We start from the raw sequence: 17,120 nt of genomic DNA, 5'->3' as shown, positions 1-17,120 counted from the left end.
CAAGGGGGCACAACGGGGAAAGGATTACTGCTGAAGCGGTGACCAACTGGGGTCTGATCCGCCTTCGGGTGTGTTTACCTGCCGCAAAACGCGGCCTGTGATGTCAACGGAGTACAGCGAAGATGCGCCGCCTTCGCCCTGCGTTTCGCGCGTGAACATGATCACACGGCCATTGGGCGACCATGTCGGACCCTCATCCAGAAACGACGCGGTCAGCAAACGCTCTTCTGATCCATCGGTGCGCATCACACCGATATGGAACCGCCCTGCGTGTTGCTTGGTAAAGGCCACAAGATCACCGCGCGGCGACCAGACAGGCGTGCCGTACCGCCCCTCACCAAAGGAAATGCGCCGTGCCTCACCACCCGAAGCGGACATGATATAGAGCTGCGGCGTGCCGGAACGGTCACTTTCAAAAACGATCTGGCTACCATCGGGGTTGTAGCTGGGTGCGGTTTCGATCGCTGGCGTGTTGGTCAGACGCACCGATTGCCCCGATCCGATATCCATCGAATAGATATCCGTGTTCCCGCCCTGGCTGATCGAAAACACAACCGTGTTGCCGGAGGGCGAGAAACGCGGCGCAAAGCTCATCGTGCCTTCCGCGCTTTCCAGCACCCGCTGCTGTACCGAGCCGATATCAAGAACGTAAATGCGCGGAAATCCGCTTTCGTAGCTGGTATAAAGCACGCGGTCGCCCGATGGTGAGAACCGCGGCGCCAATACAATCGCGTTGCTGTCGGTCAGATAGCTGACATTCGCACCGTCATAATCCATGATTGCCAGACGCTTTTTACGGTCATCCTTGGGGCCGGTTTCAGAGACATACACAACGCGGCTGTCAAAATACCCGCCCTCGCCGGTGATGCGCGAATAAACCTCATCCGCAACCTTATGCGCCATGCGCCGCCAGCCGTCGGTGGTGCCGGAAAATTGCAGCCCCTCACCCAGATTGGTGCCCGATACCACGTCATAAACGCGGAACTTTACATTCACATTGTTGCCAGACACCGACACGGCGCCCGTCACCAGCGCCTGCGCGTTGATTGCTTTCCAGTCGGGAAAGGAAACCGGCGCGTTGAAATCATCATATTGCGCGATATAGGCCGAGTTGGGAATTTCCCTGAAAACACCGGTGCCTTGCAAATCCGCGGCAATTACCCGCGCCAGATCACCGGCCAGCTGGCCCGCCTCGCCTGTTTCAGCTTGAAAATCGGGGACTGCAAAAGGAAGCGGCTGAATGATGCCTTCCTCGATGGTAATGCGAAGCGGCCCCTGCTGCGCGCTGACAGCGGTTGCAAGACCGAGCGCACAGATCAGCGCTGCAAAGATGCTCAAAAACTTCATCGTAAACTCGTCCTTTCAGGGTTGAACGTCAGTTCAATATCCCGCCATTGTTGGTATTTCTCAACGGGGAGAGTGTATCCATCTCTCCCACAGCGCAAAACCGCCCGTTTTGCAGCAGCAAACGCCGACTGAACAGCCGTTTTCGCCCCTCCAACATGGGAAATCTCGCGGATTGAACCCGTCTTCGGCTTTCCGCTTCTGTCCAGCGAGAAACCAAGCTTCACTTGCGGCGCACCTTTGGGCACCGACCAGCATGCAACGATCTCGCCAAGCAATGTCGCCTTTTGTGCATCATTCAGCGACGCGTCTGATGCGGCCTTTGGCAATACCGGCGACATTACCTGCACAAGCTGTACGACCTCGTCCTGCACCAGCGGCCTTTCCTTGGGGCGCATAGCATTGTCGGCACCTGCAGCTGTGCCGCAACACGCCATACCCAACAGGCAAACCACACCCCTCATCTTATCCGCATCCTCTCGGGGTTGAATGTCATCTCGATTTCTTTCCACTGGCCGTATTTTTCCTGCGGCAGCGGATAGCCCTCTTTCTGACAGAGCAAAATCGCCCTGCGCGCCGCGCCAAACGCAGCATTGGCGGTAGAGGCATCACCGCCTTCGCTGGCAATCATGCGCAGCGACGAGGACACAACCTTGCCATCCTGGGTCATGCTCATGGCGATGGTCACGGTCGTTTGCGCCCAGCGCGCACCGGGATCAACGTTCCAGCAGTTTTGCACCGCCAACCGCAGCGCATCCTTTTCGCCCGATGACATCGGCGGCCCTGTCGGCACGTCTGTTGCCGCAGAACTCAGCGCCGCCTCAAGTGCGGCCTGTACCGCCGCATCGTCCACAGTGCTTTCTTCCTGAGAAGGCGTAGCGGGCGCCTGTGTGGTTTGTGTCGGACGCGGCGCCGACGGGCGGCGCGCGGGTGGGCGCATTGACGCGTTGGGAGCCGATGCAGGGGGCTGGGCCGCCTCGGTTACAATCCGGTCGGTTGCTTCGGGCGTTTCAGCGGCTTCTTGCGGTTGCTCTACTGTCTCGCCCGTTTCCTCGGGAACCACTGCTTCTTGCGGTGTCGGTTCCTGAACTGTTTCGGGTTCGGGGCGCGGTGCAGGCTCCGGCGCAACCACCTCTGCCGGGCGCTCGACAGGTGTTTCCTCCACCGGCGCATCCTCAACAGTCACTTCGGCAGGTGGCTGCGGCAGTTCGGGCGCTGCCTGCGACACTTCGGGCGCAACCTCTTCAACAGGTTCCTCCGCGGGCTCTGCAACTTCGGGGATCGGGGCGGCAGCAGGCTCTTCCGGCGCCGCATCCACTTCAGGCGCGTCTTCTGTCACTTCCGGCGCGGCAGGTGTTGGTGTCTCTGCCACTTCTACCGGCTGGCGCGACGCATCCACCATAGCCTGAAACTCCTCACCCGAGATCATCGCGACCTCTTGCACCTCGACAGGATCGGGGCGCGACGTGAACACCCCGCCAAACAGAATCCAGCCGATGAGGACAAAATGCCCGACACCGGAGACGATATTGCCTGTTTTGCGCGCGCGCGACATCACTTAGTTTCCGGATCCGTCCAGCGTTGGACCGCCAATATCCGTCACCAGACCAATGTTTGAAAAACCGCCGGCGTTCAACGCGCCCATGATCTCCATCACAGTGCTATAAGGCACAGCACCATCCGCGCGCAGGAACACGCGGTCTCCCTCACGCTCTGCGGCAACGGCGCGCAGCTTTGTTACCAAATCTTCACGCTGTGTCTCGGTCGTCATGATTTGCACGCCACCTTCGGCAGTGATCGTCACGGTCAGCGGCTCTTCTTGCTCCGCAGGCAGCGCTTGCGCAGCCGTTTTTGGCAATTCAACCGGCACACCCACCGTCAGCAATGGTGCCGCCACCATGAAAATAATCAGCAACACCAACATCACGTCAACAAAAGGCGTGATGTTGATCTCGGCCATCGGTTGGGCACCGCCGCGCCGTCTGCGCCGCCTGCCGCCACCGTTTTTCTGCATCACACCCGCCATGGTTCAGCTATCCAACTGGCGGCTGAGGATGGTGGCAAATTCGTCCGCAAAAGCTTCGTACCCACCAAGGATGCGGTCACTGTCAGCATTTAGCTTGTTATAAAACACAACAGCCGGAATCGCCGCCATCAAACCCAGACCCGTCGCCAGCAACGCCTCTGCAATACCAGGGGCAACAACAGCAAGATTTGTATTCTGCTGCTCTGCAATTTCAATGAATGCGTTCATAATACCGAATACAGTTCCGAAGAGCCCAACAAACGGCGCGGTCGATCCTGTGGTTGCCAGAACAGGCAGTCCTTTCTCCAGACGCTCCGCCTCTTTCGCAATCGCCACATCCATCGAACGGTCGATCCGCGCTGTGGCGCCCGGAATCAGCCCGCCGTCCTCACGGTGCGAGCGCCGCCATTCCGTCATTCCTGCGGCAAATATCTTCTGTGCCGCGCCAGCAGGCTCCGGACCAATCTGGTCATACAGCCCGTCCAGCGGTTCACCGGACCAGAACGCACGGTCAAATTCTTCCGCTTCCCGCTTGGCTGCGCGGTACTGAATGGTTTTCTGAACGATGATCGACCACGTCCAGAAACTTGCCACGATAAGCGCGATCATCACCAGTTTCACGGTAAACGTCGCTTGGGCAAACATGCCCCATACGGTAATGCTGCCGCCAATTTCGGCTGCGATCAATGCTGTCTGCATGTGTTTGCTCTACTCTTCTGCCTCGGTCGGGCCCGTTGTCAGGCTCCATTTGGCGTAAATCTAGCGCAGCGCAAGGCAAAAAGCGAGAGCCAAGCGTAGCCCCGCCCGATCACGTTTGCAGCAGGCGGCATTCCGCCGGAAGCCGGACAGGCTTTCCACTGGCACCAATACAGACAATCAGCACTTTCGCGGTGAATATCAGTAAATCGTCCCGCCAAACTTCCTGCATCATCACCATGCGCGCGGGGCCGAGGCTGTCCAGCGTGGTGCGCACTTCCAGCACATCATCAAATCTCGCAGGGGATATGTAGTCCGCCTCGACCCGGCGCACGGCAAACACAACGCCTGCGTCCTTCATCGCCAGTTGATCAATACCGACATCGCGCACCCAGTCACTGCGCGCGCGTTCGATGTAGCGCAGGTAATTGGCGTAATACACAATCCCTGCCATGTCGGTATCTTCGTAATATACGCGTATTTTCTTGCGGTGTATCACTGCACACTCCCCGCCTGCATCCGCGCATACAACCGCAAAGCATGGCTGGCGTCAGTTGCGGCCGCCGGCAAAACCGGATCATAGGCCGCACGGACAAGCCCGGCTATGTCAGGGCGCAGGATCGTCGTATCACCCGACACCGCCAGAGGAGACTGCGCCTTGAATGCCTCGTCCGACCACAGCAGATAGGACTGTACAATCTGGCTCAGCGCCAACGTCTGCGCCGGAACCGCGCTCAGGTGTTCATCCATGCGCAAAAACACAAAACACGCCTTGATCGCACCTTGCGCGTCAAACCGGAAAAACCTGTATTGATTGGCATCGACGCCTATCAATTTTTCCACCAACGGCCCCAAGTCAGGCACCAGCCGATCCATTCCCGGCACATCCAGCAACTCTTTCCAGTCGGAAAAGAAAAACATCATCAGGTTGGAGCCAAGCTCGGCATCCGTCTCTGCCATCTTATGCCCAGCAAGCACGCTCACCGCTTCCAACGCGCCTTTGACGACTTCAAGCGTGGCCTCTTCAACACCGAAAACAACCGGCGCGATGGGCCGCCCCCAACGCGCAAAAACAAACTGCCCGTCCTCGCGCGTGAACAGTGCTTCTATTTCATCCGGTTTCATATCGTGATGCCCTATTTCTTTTGGCCTTAAATATCCAGATCCAGCCCTCAGCCAAACAGATCAACGTCCCGTTTGGGCGGCTGCATTCCCAAATGCACCCATGCTTTCTGCGCCAGCATCCTGCCGCGCGGGGTCCGCTGGATCAAACCCTGTTGCAGCAAAAACGGCTCGATCACTTCTTCCAGCGCATCACGGCTTTCGCTCAGCGCCGCAGACATTGTTTCGATCCCGACAGGGCCGCCCTGATAGTTCTCCGCGATCAAGCGCAAATACCGCCGGTCAGCACCATCAAGTCCTAGATGATCCACCCCGAGACGCGTCAGCGCCATATCAGCCAGTTCACGGGTGACGCGGCCATCCCCCTCAACCACGGCAAAGTCGACAACGCGGCGCAGCAACCGTCCGGCAATACGCGGTGTTCCCCTTGCGCGGCGCGCAATCTCGCGCGCGCCGCCCTCGTCGGCGGGGGATCCCAATTTGCGCGCATTGCGCTCAACAATAATGAACAATTCGTCTTCTGTATAAAATTCCAACCTTGTGGGTATGCCGAAACGGTCGCGCAGGGGCGTGGTCAGCAGGCCCATCCGCGTTGTCGCCCCGACCAGCGTAAAGGGTTGTAATTCAATCCGCACAGTCCGCGCGGCGGGGCCTTCCCCAATCACCAGATCAAGCTCGAAATCTTCCAGTGCGGGGTACAGAACCTCCTCCACCGCCGGATTGAGGCGGTGGATCTCGTCGATAAACAGCACATCGCGCGCTTCCAGATTGGTCAGGATCGCAGCAAGGTCACCGGCTTTAGCCAGTACGGGGCCGGACGTCATCCGGAACCCGACCCCCAATTCGCGCGCCATAATCTGCGCCAGCGTCGTTTTTCCCAATCCCGGTGGGCCATGGAACAACGTATGATCCATTGCCTCTTCGCGCTGCTTCGCACTCTGGATGAAAACCCGCAGGTTCGCGCGCGCCTCCGCCTGGCCGACAAATTCTTCCAGCATCTGCGGACGCAGCGCGCGGTCAAAATCTTCAGGCATGCCCTCTGGCCGCACTATCGGATCACTATCAATCATGCCGCCCCCGAGCGATTGGCCCCGAGGGGGCGTGTTTTGCGCACATTACTCTCTTGGCGCCAGAAGTTTCAACGCCGCACGAATGAGCCCTGTAGTATCCGCATCCGGCGCTTCGCCCGCAGCTTGTGCCACCGCCCCCGCCGCGTCACCCGGACCGTACCCCAGATTTGAAAGCGCCGAAAGCGCCTCTGACTGCGCCGATGCGTTAGGCGCGGGTGCGGGCGCGCGGCGCTTGGCAGGTGTCTCGATGACCTCAGCCTCGACCTCGCCTAGCGCCTCGGCAACACCGCCCCCCATCGCCATCATGGCGGGGGCTTTGTCTTTCAAATCCAGTACAACGCGCTGTGCAATCTTGGGCCCGACCCCTTTGGCCACTTTCACTGCATTCCAATCGCCCAGCGCAATGGCGCGGCCAACACCATCAGGGCCAAGCGCACCCAGAATCGCAAGCGACGCCTTGGCGCCTACGCCCTGCACACTGGTTAGCAGCCGATGCCACTCTTTTTCGGCAAGCGTGGTAAACCCGAAGAGCTGCATCAAATCCTCGCGCACCAGCAAATCAGTGTAAACCGCCGCCACCTCACCCACAGGCGGCAGACCGGCAAGCGTGCGCTCGGAGCAAAACACCAGATAGCCAACCCCGCGCACATCAATCAGCACATGATCCGCAGCGCGGTATTCGATACGGCCTGTCAGTTTTCCAATCATGCCGACGCCCTCGCAACTGCGGCAGCAAAGCTTGACGCGCCGCCGTGGTGGGCATGGGTGATTGCCACGGCCAGCGCATCTGCGGCATCCGGCCCTTCAAACTGCACACCGGGTAATTGCATCCGCACCATATGCGCGATCTGCCCTTTATCCGCGTGGCCTACTCCTACAACCGTCTTTTTCACGTTATTGGGCGCATATTCGCCCACGGTGAGACCCATTTGCGCGGGCACCAGCAAGGCAATCCCCCGCGCCTGCCCAAGTTTCAATGTCGCCACCCCGTCCTTGTTTACAAACGTATGTTCAACCGCGGCCGTTTGCGGCCGGTAGGTCGTGAACACACGGGTCAACTGGGCATGAAGAGTCAGCAGACGATCTGCCAGATCAACACCTGTGTCAGAGTGACAGATCCCGTTCGCAACATGACTAAGCTTGCTTCCCGCCACGTCGATCACGCCCCACCCCATATTCCGCAGGCCCGGATCGATTCCGATCACTCGTATCATCTGCCCAAATCCTCGATATTGTTGCTTTTTGGATGCAGTAGCACGAAAGGCGAACATTGCATACATCTTTTGATCGCACCCCCAATCGCGACACCGCAATGTCGCCAACAGACATCAGGCGCTGCACCACAGCAAAATACGACACTCCGCGCACCAATAACGACACTTTTCGAGCTTGATTTTCACAACATTTTCGGTAATTTAGCAGGTAATGACGCCATGCAGACAGCGCATATCAGCTGTGCATACTCGTCCCTTGCCCGAAATCATTTTGCGGCCTATCTGCCCCCCATGGCGTCGGGGAAACCGGCACAACCCCAAAATAGAAGGACGGCTCCAATGGCTACTTTTGACACTACCCGCACAACCTACGGCGTTGCGACATTTGCAAACCGCGTTTCTGCCTTTGCAGCCGATCTGGCGAATTCATTCAGCGCATGGAACGATGCACGCGTTACCAGCAAAGCGCTGTCAAACCTGACAGACCGTGAACTGGCTGACATCGGGCTTGACCGTGGCGACATCGATAGCGTCGCACGCAGCACAATGATCCGCTAAGAAATCAGGTGGCGCTGTGGCGCCACCGATTTTTATCGCAATTTATTAAAGGGCCGCACTGGAAATACCGGTGCGGCCCTTTTGTGCACAAAAGCCCTGTGCATACACCCGCTGTAGCCGCCTCTCCCCCCGGAAAGCTTGGCCACAGCGGTATCCAATAACCTAGCGCAAGAAAGGTCCTACATGATCGACAATAAATTGCGTCGCAGGATCAATGGCGAGAACACGCGCCCCCAAGATTTCGATGAAATTGCCGTTTTGCAAGGTCGCCAAGCGGTCCTGATACGTGTCAGGACCGTTTGCAAACAGCATAAACGCCTTAAAACATAGGAAACTGAGAACCAGCAGAAACGCACCCTTGACAGGAAACCGCAGCCGCATCGATTTCGGCTTGGCAATAATCATGCCGTTTTTATCAACACGGGTGGTATAGCCGCGGCGGACCAGACGCGATTGCTTCTTATCTACGTTACCGACACGGGCATTAAAGTCTTCTCTTGTGTAAACCATGGCAGTGGTCTCTCTTAACAACAGCCCCCACCGTTGTTGGGAAAAGTTTTAGTCACAGAATGTGGCAAAATTTGGGCAAATGCGGCGGATTCACCATAAATAGGGTTAATTCTAGTTGATTTTCCGAAGCACAATTGTCGTCCAGTCACCAATGCTCTCCCTATGATGCAGATTGATGCCGAATTTTGCATAAACCGAAATCACTTCATCGGCTTGCTCGTTCAGGACGCCAGATAGAATCGCATACGCCCCTTCTGACATGGCTGCCGCCATGTCCGGTGCCAGCGCAATTAGCGGGCCTTTCAGGATGTTGGCAAAAACCAGATCAAAAGGGGCTGCGGCTGCAAGCGAGGGATGATCAAAACCCGCCGCCTCGACACAGTTCACCCGCCCCTCCAGACCGTTTGCAGTTACGTTGGCGCGGGCAACATCCACCGCGACCTCGTCAATATCGGACGCCAGCACCGGATCGTCCCAGATCCGCGCAGCACCCATCGCCAATACTGCCGTGCCACAACCGATGTCGACCACGCGGCGTCCGACAAAGCCGTCATTCGCCAACATGTCGAGCGCGCGCAAACATCCCAGCGTAGTACCATGATGTCCTGTACCAAACGCCATTGCGGCCTCAATCAACAACGGCTCGCAATTATCCGGCACCTTGTCCGAATCATGGGAGCCATAGACAAAAAACCGCCCTGCCTCGACCGGGGCAAGCTCACGGCGCACATGGGCGACCCAATCTGTCTCCGGCAACTCGGACACGACAAACGTCTTTGCGTCCATCGCCGTTGCCAGCACCGCAAGGGCAGTCTCGTCGGGGCGTTCCTCAAAATACCCTCCAACTTCCCACAAGCCGGATCCGTCTTCCATCTCGAAAACCCCTACCCCCGTGGGTTCAGGGGTCAACGCTTCCATAGCTTCGCCTAGCTTATAGGCAGCATCACGGCCGCTCAGCGTGGTCAATGCGGTAAAGGTCGGCATCTATCGGCTCCTGTTTATGTCAGCGTTCGGGTAGGGCCGCGCGCATGGCGCGTCAAGTGTGACTATGTCATCGTGCTGTTAGCCTGTTCACTCTGCCGCTTTCAGCCTGCGTGCCACAAATACCGTTTCATTGCCCGTGTCGGGGTGGCGGGGGATCAGGGTGGACAGCACAAATGATACAAACGCCATCCCCGCCGCCAGCAAAAACACCGCCGCAGGCGACACCAGCCACAAAAGCCCCAAGGTCACAGGTAAAAACACCGCCGCAATGTGGTTGATGGTAAACGCGACTGCCGCAGTGGGCGCCATATCACCCGGCGCACCGATCTTCTGGAAATACGTCTTCAATGCCAAAGCAAGACCAAAGAACATGTGATCCAGCACGTAAAGCACTGCGGCCACCTGAAATCCCCAGTCAAAGAAGTACACACCGCCGTAGGCAAGGAACACACACACCAGACCGGTATATTCAAACATCAGCGCATTACGCTCGCCAAACCGGCCGACGATGCGCCCCAGCAATGGCGCGATCAGCATGTTCAGAACCAGATTGACCAGATACAGGCCCGCAACCTCATGCACGGCAAAGCCGAATTTTTCGACCATCATAAATCCGGCAAATACCATAAATATCTGTCGACGCGCGCCGGACATGAATTGCAGCGCGTAATACAACCAATACCGCTTACGCAGCACCAGCCGCTTGATCTGCGGATGCGGGCTTTCGTATTGCGGAAAGGCAAGCAGGGCGAACAGCGCAATACCCATTGTAATACCGCCACCTGTCATAAAGACGATGTTATAGGTCAGCCCCAGAGGCTCCCAAAGGACCATAATCACAAAATAAACGCAGAACGTCGCCGCCGATCCGGTCGCCATAAGCCAGCCCAGAATTTGCGGCGCGCGCTCTCGCGGCAACCATTGCAACTGCAGCGACTGGTTCACCGTCTCATAGTAGTGAAACCCGACCGAGCTGAGAAATGTCAGGATCATAATTCCTGTCAATTGCGGAAACCACGCCGTCACAGCAGTCGCTGCGCCCAGCAAAATTAGCGAGACAAGCCCCAACACCTGCTCACGCACGATGATGATCAGAAAAATCACCAGAAACGACAGAAATCCCGGTATTTCGCGGATTGTGTGCAGCAGGCCAATGTCCGCACCGTCAAATTGCGCGACCTCCTGAACAAAATTATTAAGCAGCGCATACCATGTGAAAAACGCTACCGGCATCGCCATCGCCATTAGAAACAACAGCGCTACGGGGCGGCGCCACAACGGCTGGTTTTTGGCGTCATCAAGGGTCAGAAAATCTATCATAGCCCAGCTTTACGCCCGCGATCAGACAAAAGCGATAGGAATAAACCGAACATTATCCGTGCGAAGGTGCACTCTTCAACCCGCACAGCCATCGCGTTTTGCTTCCCGATAAACAGATCGTTGCGCCGGTCGGGGCCGAAAACACTACGATCAATAGAAACTCTGCGGATCAATATCGACTGCAAGGCGCAAATCACCCTTCAGTTTGATCTGGCTCACCCAAATGCCCAGCGCCCGTTGCAGGGCCACATTTTTATCCGCCTTGACCAACAGCCTTACGCGGTGACGCCCCCGCACCCGCGCAATCGGGGCTGGTGCAGGTCCGTAGACCTGCGCTCCAACGTCACGCAAGGCACGATCGTTTCTCGCCAACTGATTGCCGGCATCAAATACTGCGGCCACATCCGGCCCGCTTAGAATAATCCCCGCCAGTCGGCCATAGGGCGGCATCCCTGCCTGCATCCGTTCTTTGGCTTCCGCTTTCCAGAAACCTTCCTCATCCCCTGCCAGAATCGCGCGAATGACCGGATGATCAGGCTGATAGGTCTGCAAAAGTGCGGTTCCGGGGGCTTCGGCACGCCCAGCGCGCCCCGCAACCTGCCGCATCAATTGAAACGTCCGTTCCGCCGCACGCAGATCGCTGCCCGTCAGGCCCAGATCCGCATCAATCACACCCACCAGTGTCAACTTGGGAAAATTATGCCCCTTCGCGACCAGTTGCGTGCCAATGATGATATCCGCCGATCCTTGCGCGATGCCTGCAATCTCGGCTTTCAATGCGCGCGCCGACCCGTACATATCCGAACTCAGCGTCGCGATACGCGCATCAGGCCACAATACGTGCGCCTCCTCGCCCAACCGCTCCACACCCGGCCCGACAGGCGCCAGTTTGTCCTCCGCCTCACAGGAAGGGCAGACAGTAGGCATCGGCTTGCTCTCGCCGCATTGATGGCAGATCAAACGCTTGAGAAAACGGTGCTCCACCATTTTCGCATCACAATCATCACAGCCGATCTGGTGGCCGCAGGCACGGCACAGGGTCACCGGCGCATAGCCGCGGCGGTTGATGAACAGCATCGCCTGCTCGCCCCGCGCCAGCCGCGCATCGACTTCGGATTTCAGTTTGGGCGATATCCAGCGATCCGAGGGCAGACCTTCGCTGCGCATATCTATCGTGCCCATTGTCGGCATTACCGCAGGTCCGAAACGCGATGTCAGTTCCAGTTTGGCATATTTGCCCGATTGCGCATTCGCCCAGCTTTCCAGTGATGGGGTGGCCGATGCCAGCACCACATGCGCCCCGCAGATAGAGGCACGCAGCACCGCCATATCCCGCGCATTATACAAAACACCGTCTTCCTGCTTGTAAGAGGTATCATGCTCCTCATCGACGACAATCAGACCAAGGTTCTGATACGGCAAAAACAGCGCCGAGCGTGCGCCGATCACCAGTTGCGCCTGCCCCTGGCCGACCATCCGCCAGATGCGCCGCCGCTCTGTCATCGTCACACCGGAATGCCACTCGGCGGGTTTTGCGCCAAAGCGCGCTTGCACGCGGGTGTAAAATTCGGCCGTCAGGGCAATTTCCGGCAGCAACACCAATGCCTGCCGTCCCGCACGCAGGGCCGCTGCCACCGCTTCCAGATAAACTTCGGTCTTGCCCGATCCGGTTACACCGCGCAGCAGCGTTGTACCATACTCACCCGATGCCACCCCCGCAGCCAGCATCGCTGCACCCGCCGCCTGATCCGGCGTTAGTTCCTTGCTTGGCAAATCAGGGTCCAACCGCTGAAACGGTAAGTCGCGCGGGCTGTCTTCCTCATAGACTACGTCCTGCTTGACCAGCCCCTTGATCACCGAAGACGTCACCCCCGACATCTCTGCCAGTTCCTTGAGGGTGAAGGACAAATCCCCGTATTCGCTGAGCGTTTCCAGAACCTTGGTGCGCGCAGGCGTCATGCGGTCAGGCTCCCCTGTGCCGCGCCGGTATATTTTGCGCATCGAGGGCGGATCGCCCAATCCCGGGGCGCGGGTGGTAAGGCGCAGCATCGCGCTGAGCGGTGTCAGTGTGTACGCGGCGGATTTTTCAAGAAAGCTGACCATTTCAGCGCGCATTGGTGCTGCGTCAAGCACCCGCAGAACCGAGCGGACTTTGCTGTAATCATAATCTCCCTGCCCCGCACCCCAGACCACGCCAATCACCTTGCGCGGCCCCAGCGGCACTTCGACAAATGCACCCAGATGGCAGCCCCCTTCGGGCGCTTTATAATCCAGCGCACGGTCCAGCGGCTGTGTCGTCAACACAGAAACCAGCATACCTTCATCAAAGAACATACTTGGGGACAACCGTGGCTTCCTTGCGCCTGAGGGGAACGGGGGCTATCAGCGTCATGGAACATGTGCCAATCTCTGGCCCAACATAACCGCCCTGCGCCCCATTCCAACCGTGAAGGACCAGATATGAAATTTTTTGTTGATACTGCCGAAATCAAGGACATCGCCGAGCTGAACGATCTGGGCATGGTCGACGGGGTGACAACTAACCCCTCGCTGATCCTGAAATCAGGCCGCGATATTCTCGAAGTGACCAAGGAAATCTGTGACATCGTCTCCGGCCCCGTTTCTGCCGAGGTTGTTGCTATGGAAGCAGACGCGATGATTGCCGAGGGCCGCAAACTGGCCGAGATCGCGGATAACATCGCCGTTAAACTGCCCCTGACATGGGATGGCCTGAAAGCCTGCAAGGTACTGTCGGATGAGGGTAAAATGGTAAACGTGACCTTGTGTTTTTCTGTTAATCAGGCGCTGCTTGCGGCCAAAGCCGGTGCGACGTTCATCTCGCCCTTTATCGGCCGTCTGGATGACATCGATCTGAATGGCATGGACCTGATCGAAGATATCCGCACAGTTTATGACAACTACGGGTTTGACACAGAAATCCTCGCGGCCTCCATCCGCTCTGTCGGGCATGTGCGCGAATGTGCGCTGGTTGGCGCCGATGTGATGACCGCGCCGCCAGAAGTGATCCGCAAGCTGGCCACCCACCCGCTGACGGACAAAGGTCTGGAGCAGTTTATGAAAGACTGGGAAAAGACCGGCCAGAAAATTCTGTAAACGCGCCTGGCGAGGCCCCCTGGCAGGTCGCGCAAATGGTCCCGTTTTAACGCAAAATGTGGTGCAGGGTTGTCCGGATGTGTTTGTGACCTGCACCACCTCCACACGAGTATTGCTTGCAAAATCAGGGCAATGTGTCATTCACGCCGTCCTGATGAACGGCAATTTTAGCACGTTTGCGCACCGACATCCAAAAAAGGGCAGAAAACCGAAATCTGCCGTGCTATAGAGCCACAAAACAACACGAGAGCAGCATGAGCAGCAGCCCAAAGATTGAAGACGCCCTACGCGAGGCGATCATTTCGCAACCCGATGTGATTCTGGACGACAGTGATGTCATGCAGGCCCTGATCGCTGCCAATGAAAAAGCGATGGGCGGTAATATCGTCGATCTACGCGGCATCGCGATGGAACGGCTGGAGACACGGCTTGACCGTCTGGAAGACACCCACCGCAGTGTTATCGCCGCAGCCTACGAGAATCTTGCAGGCACCAACCAGATACACCGTGCGATTCTCCGTATGCTTGATCCGGTCGAGTTCGAGACATTTCTGCGCGATCTGGGCGGCGAAGTGGCGGATATTCTGCGCGTCGATGCCGCCAAGCTGGTTCTCGAATCAGTTCAGAATGACAGCGACCCCGCCGTGCAGCGCCTTGGCGAAGTGCTGAGCGTGGCCGAACCCGGTTTCATTGACAATTATCTAAGCCAGGGGCGCGGCGGTGCCGTGCGGCAGGTCACCCTGCGCTCGGTGCAGGATGCCTCCGAGATGATTTATGGCCCGAATGCGGAATGGATCAGGTCCGAAGCCTGCCTGAAGCTGGACTTTGGCGCAGGCCGCCTGCCCGGCCTGTTGGTTCTGGGGTCCGAAGATCCGCATATGTTCGGCCCACAGCAAGGCACCGATCTGTTGGCGTTCTTTACCGGCGTTTTCGAGCGTTCGATGCGCCGCTGGCTGTCTTGAGCACGCCGCAAGATACGCTTGCCATTTCTCCCGCTGCGCGGGACGCGCTGCAAACGTGGCTGGACCAACAGCGCGCCCTGAAAGGGGCCGCAGAAAATACGCTGACCGCCTATCGCGGCGATGTGACCGAATTTCTGGCCTTCATCAGTGTGCATCACGGGGGCACCTCTGGCCTCGGCGCACTGGCAAAGATCACCGTGAGCGATATGCGTTCATGGATGGCGCAGACCCGCAGCGCCGATGTGGGGCCGCGCAGCCTTGCACGCAAACTATCCGCGGTAAAAGCGTTCTATCGCTGGCTGGCCGAGCGTGAAGGATTTGAACCTACGGCCGTTCTGGCCACCCGCTCGCCGAAATTTACCAAAAAGCTGCCGCGCCCGCTGGCCGTTGATGCCGCGCGCGAGTTGATCAGCTGCGTCGAAACCCAAGCCCGCGATCCATGGGTGGCCGCGCGTGATGTTGCAGTTTTGACGCTGCTTTGGGGCTGTGGCTTGCGCATATCAGAAGCACTTGGCCTGTGTGGCGCCGATGCGCCGCTGCCCGATGTGTTGCGTATTGTCGGCAAGGGGGGCAAGGAACGTGTTGTGCCGGTTCTTCCTGCTGCGCGTGATGCAGTTGATGCCTATTTGCGCGTCTGCCCTCACCCGCAACAAGCCAAGGAACCACTGTTTCGCGGTGTCCGAGGCGGCGCATTGTCCGCCGGGGCGATCCAGAAAGTCATGGCCAGCGCGCGTATGCAGTTAGGCCTGCCCGCCAGCGCCACGCCCCACGCCATGCGCCACAGCTTTGCTACCCACCTGCTGGATGCCGGTGGAGATCTGCGCGCCATTCAGGAATTGCTGGGCCACGCATCCCTTTCGACCACACAGGCCTATACTGCGGTTGACACGCTGCGCCTGATGGAAGTTTACAACCGTGCGCATCCGCGCGCCTGATATTTTTCCTTTTGCATCCCCGCCCCTGATTTGCGAGACACCCTTATGACTATCACTCAAAAAGCCCTCGCTGTTCACCTGCTCACCGCGACAGGTGCCGTTTTCGCCATGCTTGCCATGCTTGCCGCTGTGGATGCGCGATATGACATGATGTTCTTGTGGCTGGTTGTTGCATTCTTTGTGGATGGTATCGACGGGCCGCTGGCGCGCAAATACGATGTCAAATCCAACGCACCCGAATTTGACGGCGTGCTGCTGGATCTGATCATTGATTACCTCACCTATGTCTTTATCCCCGCCTTTGCCCTGTTCAAATCCGGCCTTATGGACGGATGGAGCGGGTGGTTGATGATTATCATCGTTACCTTTGCCAGCGCGATGTATTTTGCAGACAACCGCATGAAGACAAAAGACAACTCTTTCTCCGGCTTTCCCGGATGCTGGAACATGCTGGTGCTGGTGATCTTTGCGCTCAACGTGCCGTGGTATATCAGCCTCGTTCTGGTGACCTTCCTTTCAATCACCATGTTTATCCCTCTGAAATTTGTTCACCCCGTCCGCACAGAGCGCTGGCGCGCTGTAACGCTGCCAATGGCAATAGCGTGGACATTTTTTGCTGGCTGGGCCGCTTGGGTAAACTTTCATCCCGAAAGCTGGGCCGCGTGGGGGTTGGTGATTACGTCGATCTATTTGCTGTTTGCCGGGATCGCGCAACAAATCATGTATGATGGCAAAGACATCTAGATCAGAAAACCGCCAGCACCCTCGTGGCGTAACAGCGCGACTTTCGTTTCAACCCCGCCTGCGCCGGAAAACCCTGTCAGCCCCTTTGCGCCCATTACACGGTGGCAGGGAATAATCACCGGAATCGGATTGCCACCACAGGCCTGCCCGATCGATTGCGCAGGCACGCCAAGCTGTTTGGCAATATCGCCGTAGGTACAGGTATCGCCGAACGGAATCGCGGACATCGCAGCACAAACCGCGCGCTGGAAATCCGACCCCTGCACGCGCAACGGCAAATCAAATACTTCCAACGCTCCGGCGTCATAGGCCAATAACTGGCGACGCGCTTCGTCCAACAGATCTGTACTGTCCTCACGCGGGGCCTGCCCCCAGCCAAGCTTGGTGATGTGCCGGCCATCCTGTGTCAGGACCAGATCGCCGAATTGCGTAGGGACAGTGCATGTTTTCATCAGGCCAATATGGCTGTGGCAATGCCAATGCTCAATCCGGTTTATGCGGGTTGAGCCGCCGCATGTTAA

The 17,120-nt window shown here is 57.8% G+C and carries 20 protein-coding genes; 5 read left to right on the top strand and 15 right to left on the bottom strand.

What is annotated here, in order from left to right; translation table 11 throughout:
• Positions 1–24: 24 nt before the first annotated feature.
• From tolB to ruvC, 10 genes are all read right to left on the bottom strand, one after another.
• The gene (gene tolB / locus OS189_RS14595; RefSeq protein ID WP_267168065.1) at positions 25–1,347 is read right to left on the bottom strand and encodes a Tol-Pal system beta propeller repeat protein TolB; all 1,323 of its coding nucleotides are present in this window, start codon (positions 1,345–1,347) and stop codon (positions 25–27) included.
• Positions 1,344–1,742 carry a cell envelope integrity protein TolA gene (gene tolA / locus OS189_RS14590; RefSeq protein ID WP_267168064.1) on the bottom strand — a complete coding sequence of 133 codons (399 nt, stop codon included), beginning with the start codon at positions 1,740–1,742 and terminating at the stop codon, positions 1,344–1,346. The genes tolB and tolA (OS189_RS14590) overlap by 4 nt, the downstream gene beginning before the upstream one ends.
• Positions 1,743–1,804: 62 nt before the next feature.
• Positions 1,805–2,899 (bottom strand): cell envelope integrity protein TolA, encoded by a 1,095-nt coding sequence (gene tolA / locus OS189_RS14585; RefSeq protein ID WP_267168063.1) that lies wholly within the window; start codon positions 2,897–2,899, stop codon positions 1,805–1,807.
• A gap of 3 nt (positions 2,900–2,902) precedes the next feature.
• Complete coding sequence (gene tolR, locus OS189_RS14580; RefSeq protein WP_416237486.1) at positions 2,903–3,358, bottom strand: protein TolR; 456 nt, start codon at positions 3,356–3,358, stop codon at positions 2,903–2,905.
• A 15-nt stretch (positions 3,359–3,373) separates the two neighbouring features.
• Complete coding sequence (gene tolQ / locus OS189_RS14575; RefSeq protein ID WP_267168061.1) at positions 3,374–4,069, bottom strand: protein TolQ; 696 nt, start codon at positions 4,067–4,069, stop codon at positions 3,374–3,376.
• 109 nt (positions 4,070–4,178) lie between these two features.
• Complete coding sequence (gene ybgC / locus OS189_RS14570) at positions 4,179–4,565, bottom strand: tol-pal system-associated acyl-CoA thioesterase (protein WP_267168060.1); 387 nt, start codon at positions 4,563–4,565, stop codon at positions 4,179–4,181.
• Positions 4,562–5,191 carry a hypothetical protein gene (locus tag OS189_RS14565; RefSeq protein WP_267168059.1) on the bottom strand — a complete coding sequence of 210 codons (630 nt, stop codon included), beginning with the start codon at positions 5,189–5,191 and terminating at the stop codon, positions 4,562–4,564. The genes ybgC and OS189_RS14565 overlap by 4 nt, the downstream gene beginning before the upstream one ends.
• A 47-nt stretch (positions 5,192–5,238) precedes the next feature.
• Positions 5,239–6,258 (bottom strand): Holliday junction branch migration DNA helicase RuvB, encoded by a 1,020-nt coding sequence (ruvB, locus tag OS189_RS14560; RefSeq protein WP_267168058.1) that lies wholly within the window; start codon positions 6,256–6,258, stop codon positions 5,239–5,241.
• Between the two features lie 45 nt (positions 6,259–6,303).
• On the bottom strand, positions 6,304–6,966 hold the full coding sequence (ruvA, locus tag OS189_RS14555; RefSeq protein WP_267168057.1) for a Holliday junction branch migration protein RuvA: 663 nt from the start codon (positions 6,964–6,966) through the stop codon (positions 6,304–6,306).
• Entirely contained in the window at positions 6,963–7,469 is a 507-nt protein-coding gene (gene ruvC, locus OS189_RS14550) for a crossover junction endodeoxyribonuclease RuvC (protein ID WP_267168138.1), read from the bottom strand. Before ruvC ends, ruvA begins: the two co-directional genes overlap by 4 nt.
• A 342-nt stretch (positions 7,470–7,811) precedes the next feature.
• On the opposite strand from ruvC, the gene OS189_RS14545 reads away from it, so the two are divergent.
• On the top strand, positions 7,812–8,030 hold the full coding sequence (locus tag OS189_RS14545; RefSeq protein WP_267168056.1) for a DUF1127 domain-containing protein: 219 nt from the start codon (positions 7,812–7,814) through the stop codon (positions 8,028–8,030).
• 162 nt (positions 8,031–8,192) lie between these two features.
• On the opposite strand, the gene OS189_RS14540 is transcribed toward OS189_RS14545, so the two are convergent.
• The 4 genes from OS189_RS14540 to OS189_RS14525 form a co-directional block, all read right to left on the bottom strand.
• The gene (locus OS189_RS14540; RefSeq protein WP_267168055.1) at positions 8,193–8,540 is read right to left on the bottom strand and encodes a hypothetical protein; all 348 of its coding nucleotides are present in this window, start codon (positions 8,538–8,540) and stop codon (positions 8,193–8,195) included.
• Between the two features lie 111 nt (positions 8,541–8,651).
• Positions 8,652–9,524, bottom strand: a complete 873-nt coding sequence (locus tag OS189_RS14535; protein WP_267168054.1) for a 50S ribosomal protein L11 methyltransferase — start codon at positions 9,522–9,524, stop codon at positions 8,652–8,654.
• 87 nt (positions 9,525–9,611) lie between these two features.
• On the bottom strand, positions 9,612–10,844 hold the full coding sequence (locus OS189_RS14530; RefSeq protein ID WP_267168053.1) for an MFS transporter: 1,233 nt from the start codon (positions 10,842–10,844) through the stop codon (positions 9,612–9,614).
• Between the two features lie 150 nt (positions 10,845–10,994).
• Positions 10,995–13,178: a primosomal protein N' gene (locus OS189_RS14525; protein WP_267168137.1), complete on the bottom strand. Its 2,184-nt coding sequence runs from the start codon at positions 13,176–13,178 to the stop codon at positions 10,995–10,997.
• A gap of 126 nt (positions 13,179–13,304) precedes the next feature.
• Here OS189_RS14525 and fsa point away from each other — a divergent pair, with 126 nt between their 5' ends.
• The 4 genes from fsa to OS189_RS14505 all read left to right on the top strand — a co-directional run bounded on the left by fsa (position 13,305) and on the right by OS189_RS14505 (position 16,599).
• A complete protein-coding gene (gene fsa, locus OS189_RS14520; protein WP_267168052.1) occupies positions 13,305–13,958 on the top strand; it encodes a fructose-6-phosphate aldolase in 654 nt (217 codons plus the stop codon).
• A gap of 254 nt (positions 13,959–14,212) precedes the next feature.
• Entirely contained in the window at positions 14,213–14,920 is a 708-nt protein-coding gene (locus OS189_RS14515) for a DUF484 family protein (protein ID WP_267168051.1), read from the top strand.
• Positions 14,917–15,855 carry a tyrosine recombinase XerC gene (locus OS189_RS14510; RefSeq protein ID WP_267168050.1) on the top strand — a complete coding sequence of 313 codons (939 nt, stop codon included), beginning with the start codon at positions 14,917–14,919 and terminating at the stop codon, positions 15,853–15,855. The genes OS189_RS14515 and OS189_RS14510 overlap by 4 nt, the downstream gene beginning before the upstream one ends.
• A 45-nt stretch (positions 15,856–15,900) precedes the next feature.
• Complete coding sequence (locus OS189_RS14505; RefSeq protein ID WP_267168049.1) at positions 15,901–16,599, top strand: CDP-alcohol phosphatidyltransferase family protein; 699 nt, start codon at positions 15,901–15,903, stop codon at positions 16,597–16,599.
• On the opposite strand, the gene OS189_RS14500 is transcribed toward OS189_RS14505, so the two are convergent.
• A complete protein-coding gene (locus OS189_RS14500) occupies positions 16,596–17,051 on the bottom strand; it encodes a methylated-DNA--[protein]-cysteine S-methyltransferase (protein WP_267168048.1) in 456 nt (151 codons plus the stop codon). The genes OS189_RS14505 and OS189_RS14500 overlap by 4 nt on opposite strands.
• Positions 17,052–17,120 lie beyond the last annotated feature (69 nt).

This window comes from Sulfitobacter sp. F26169L (assembly GCF_026410285.1).
Taxonomy (GTDB): domain Bacteria; phylum Pseudomonadota; class Alphaproteobacteria; order Rhodobacterales; family Rhodobacteraceae; genus Sulfitobacter.
The sequence above is the reverse complement of the archived record's forward strand: the minus strand, read 5'-3'. Positions and strand labels throughout refer to the sequence as shown.

Coding starts and splice junctions, on each gene's coding strand:
- OS189_RS14565 (WP_267168059.1), bottom strand. CDS start 5,191: ATGAAACCGGATGAAATAGAAGCACTGTTCACGCGCGAGGACGGGCAG.
- tolQ (WP_267168061.1), bottom strand. CDS start 4,069: ATGCAGACAGCATTGATCGCAGCCGAAATTGGCGGCAGCATTACCGTA.
- tolR (WP_416237486.1), bottom strand. CDS start 3,358: ATGCAGAAAAACGGTGGCGGCAGGCGGCGCAGACGGCGCGGCGGTGCC.
- OS189_RS14525 (WP_267168137.1), bottom strand. CDS start 13,178: ATGTTCTTTGATGAAGGTATGCTGGTTTCTGTGTTGACGACACAGCCG.
- OS189_RS14530 (WP_267168053.1), bottom strand. CDS start 10,844: ATGATAGATTTTCTGACCCTTGATGACGCCAAAAACCAGCCGTTGTGG.
- OS189_RS14500 (WP_267168048.1), bottom strand. CDS start 17,051: ATGAAAACATGCACTGTCCCTACGCAATTCGGCGATCTGGTCCTGACA.
- ruvA (WP_267168057.1), bottom strand. CDS start 6,966: ATGATTGGAAAACTGACAGGCCGTATCGAATACCGCGCTGCGGATCAT.
- fsa (WP_267168052.1), top strand. CDS start 13,305: ATGAAATTTTTTGTTGATACTGCCGAAATCAAGGACATCGCCGAGCTG.
- tolB (WP_267168065.1), bottom strand. CDS start 1,347: ATGAAGTTTTTGAGCATCTTTGCAGCGCTGATCTGTGCGCTCGGTCTT.
- OS189_RS14535 (WP_267168054.1), bottom strand. CDS start 9,524: ATGCCGACCTTTACCGCATTGACCACGCTGAGCGGCCGTGATGCTGCC.
- OS189_RS14540 (WP_267168055.1), bottom strand. CDS start 8,540: ATGGTTTACACAAGAGAAGACTTTAATGCCCGTGTCGGTAACGTAGAT.
- ruvB (WP_267168058.1), bottom strand. CDS start 6,258: ATGATTGATAGTGATCCGATAGTGCGGCCAGAGGGCATGCCTGAAGAT.
- OS189_RS14515 (WP_267168051.1), top strand. CDS start 14,213: ATGAGCAGCAGCCCAAAGATTGAAGACGCCCTACGCGAGGCGATCATT.
- tolA (WP_267168063.1), bottom strand. CDS start 2,899: ATGTCGCGCGCGCGCAAAACAGGCAATATCGTCTCCGGTGTCGGGCAT.
- OS189_RS14545 (WP_267168056.1), top strand. CDS start 7,812: ATGGCTACTTTTGACACTACCCGCACAACCTACGGCGTTGCGACATTT.
- OS189_RS14505 (WP_267168049.1), top strand. CDS start 15,901: ATGACTATCACTCAAAAAGCCCTCGCTGTTCACCTGCTCACCGCGACA.
- tolA (WP_267168064.1), bottom strand. CDS start 1,742: ATGCGCCCCAAGGAAAGGCCGCTGGTGCAGGACGAGGTCGTACAGCTT.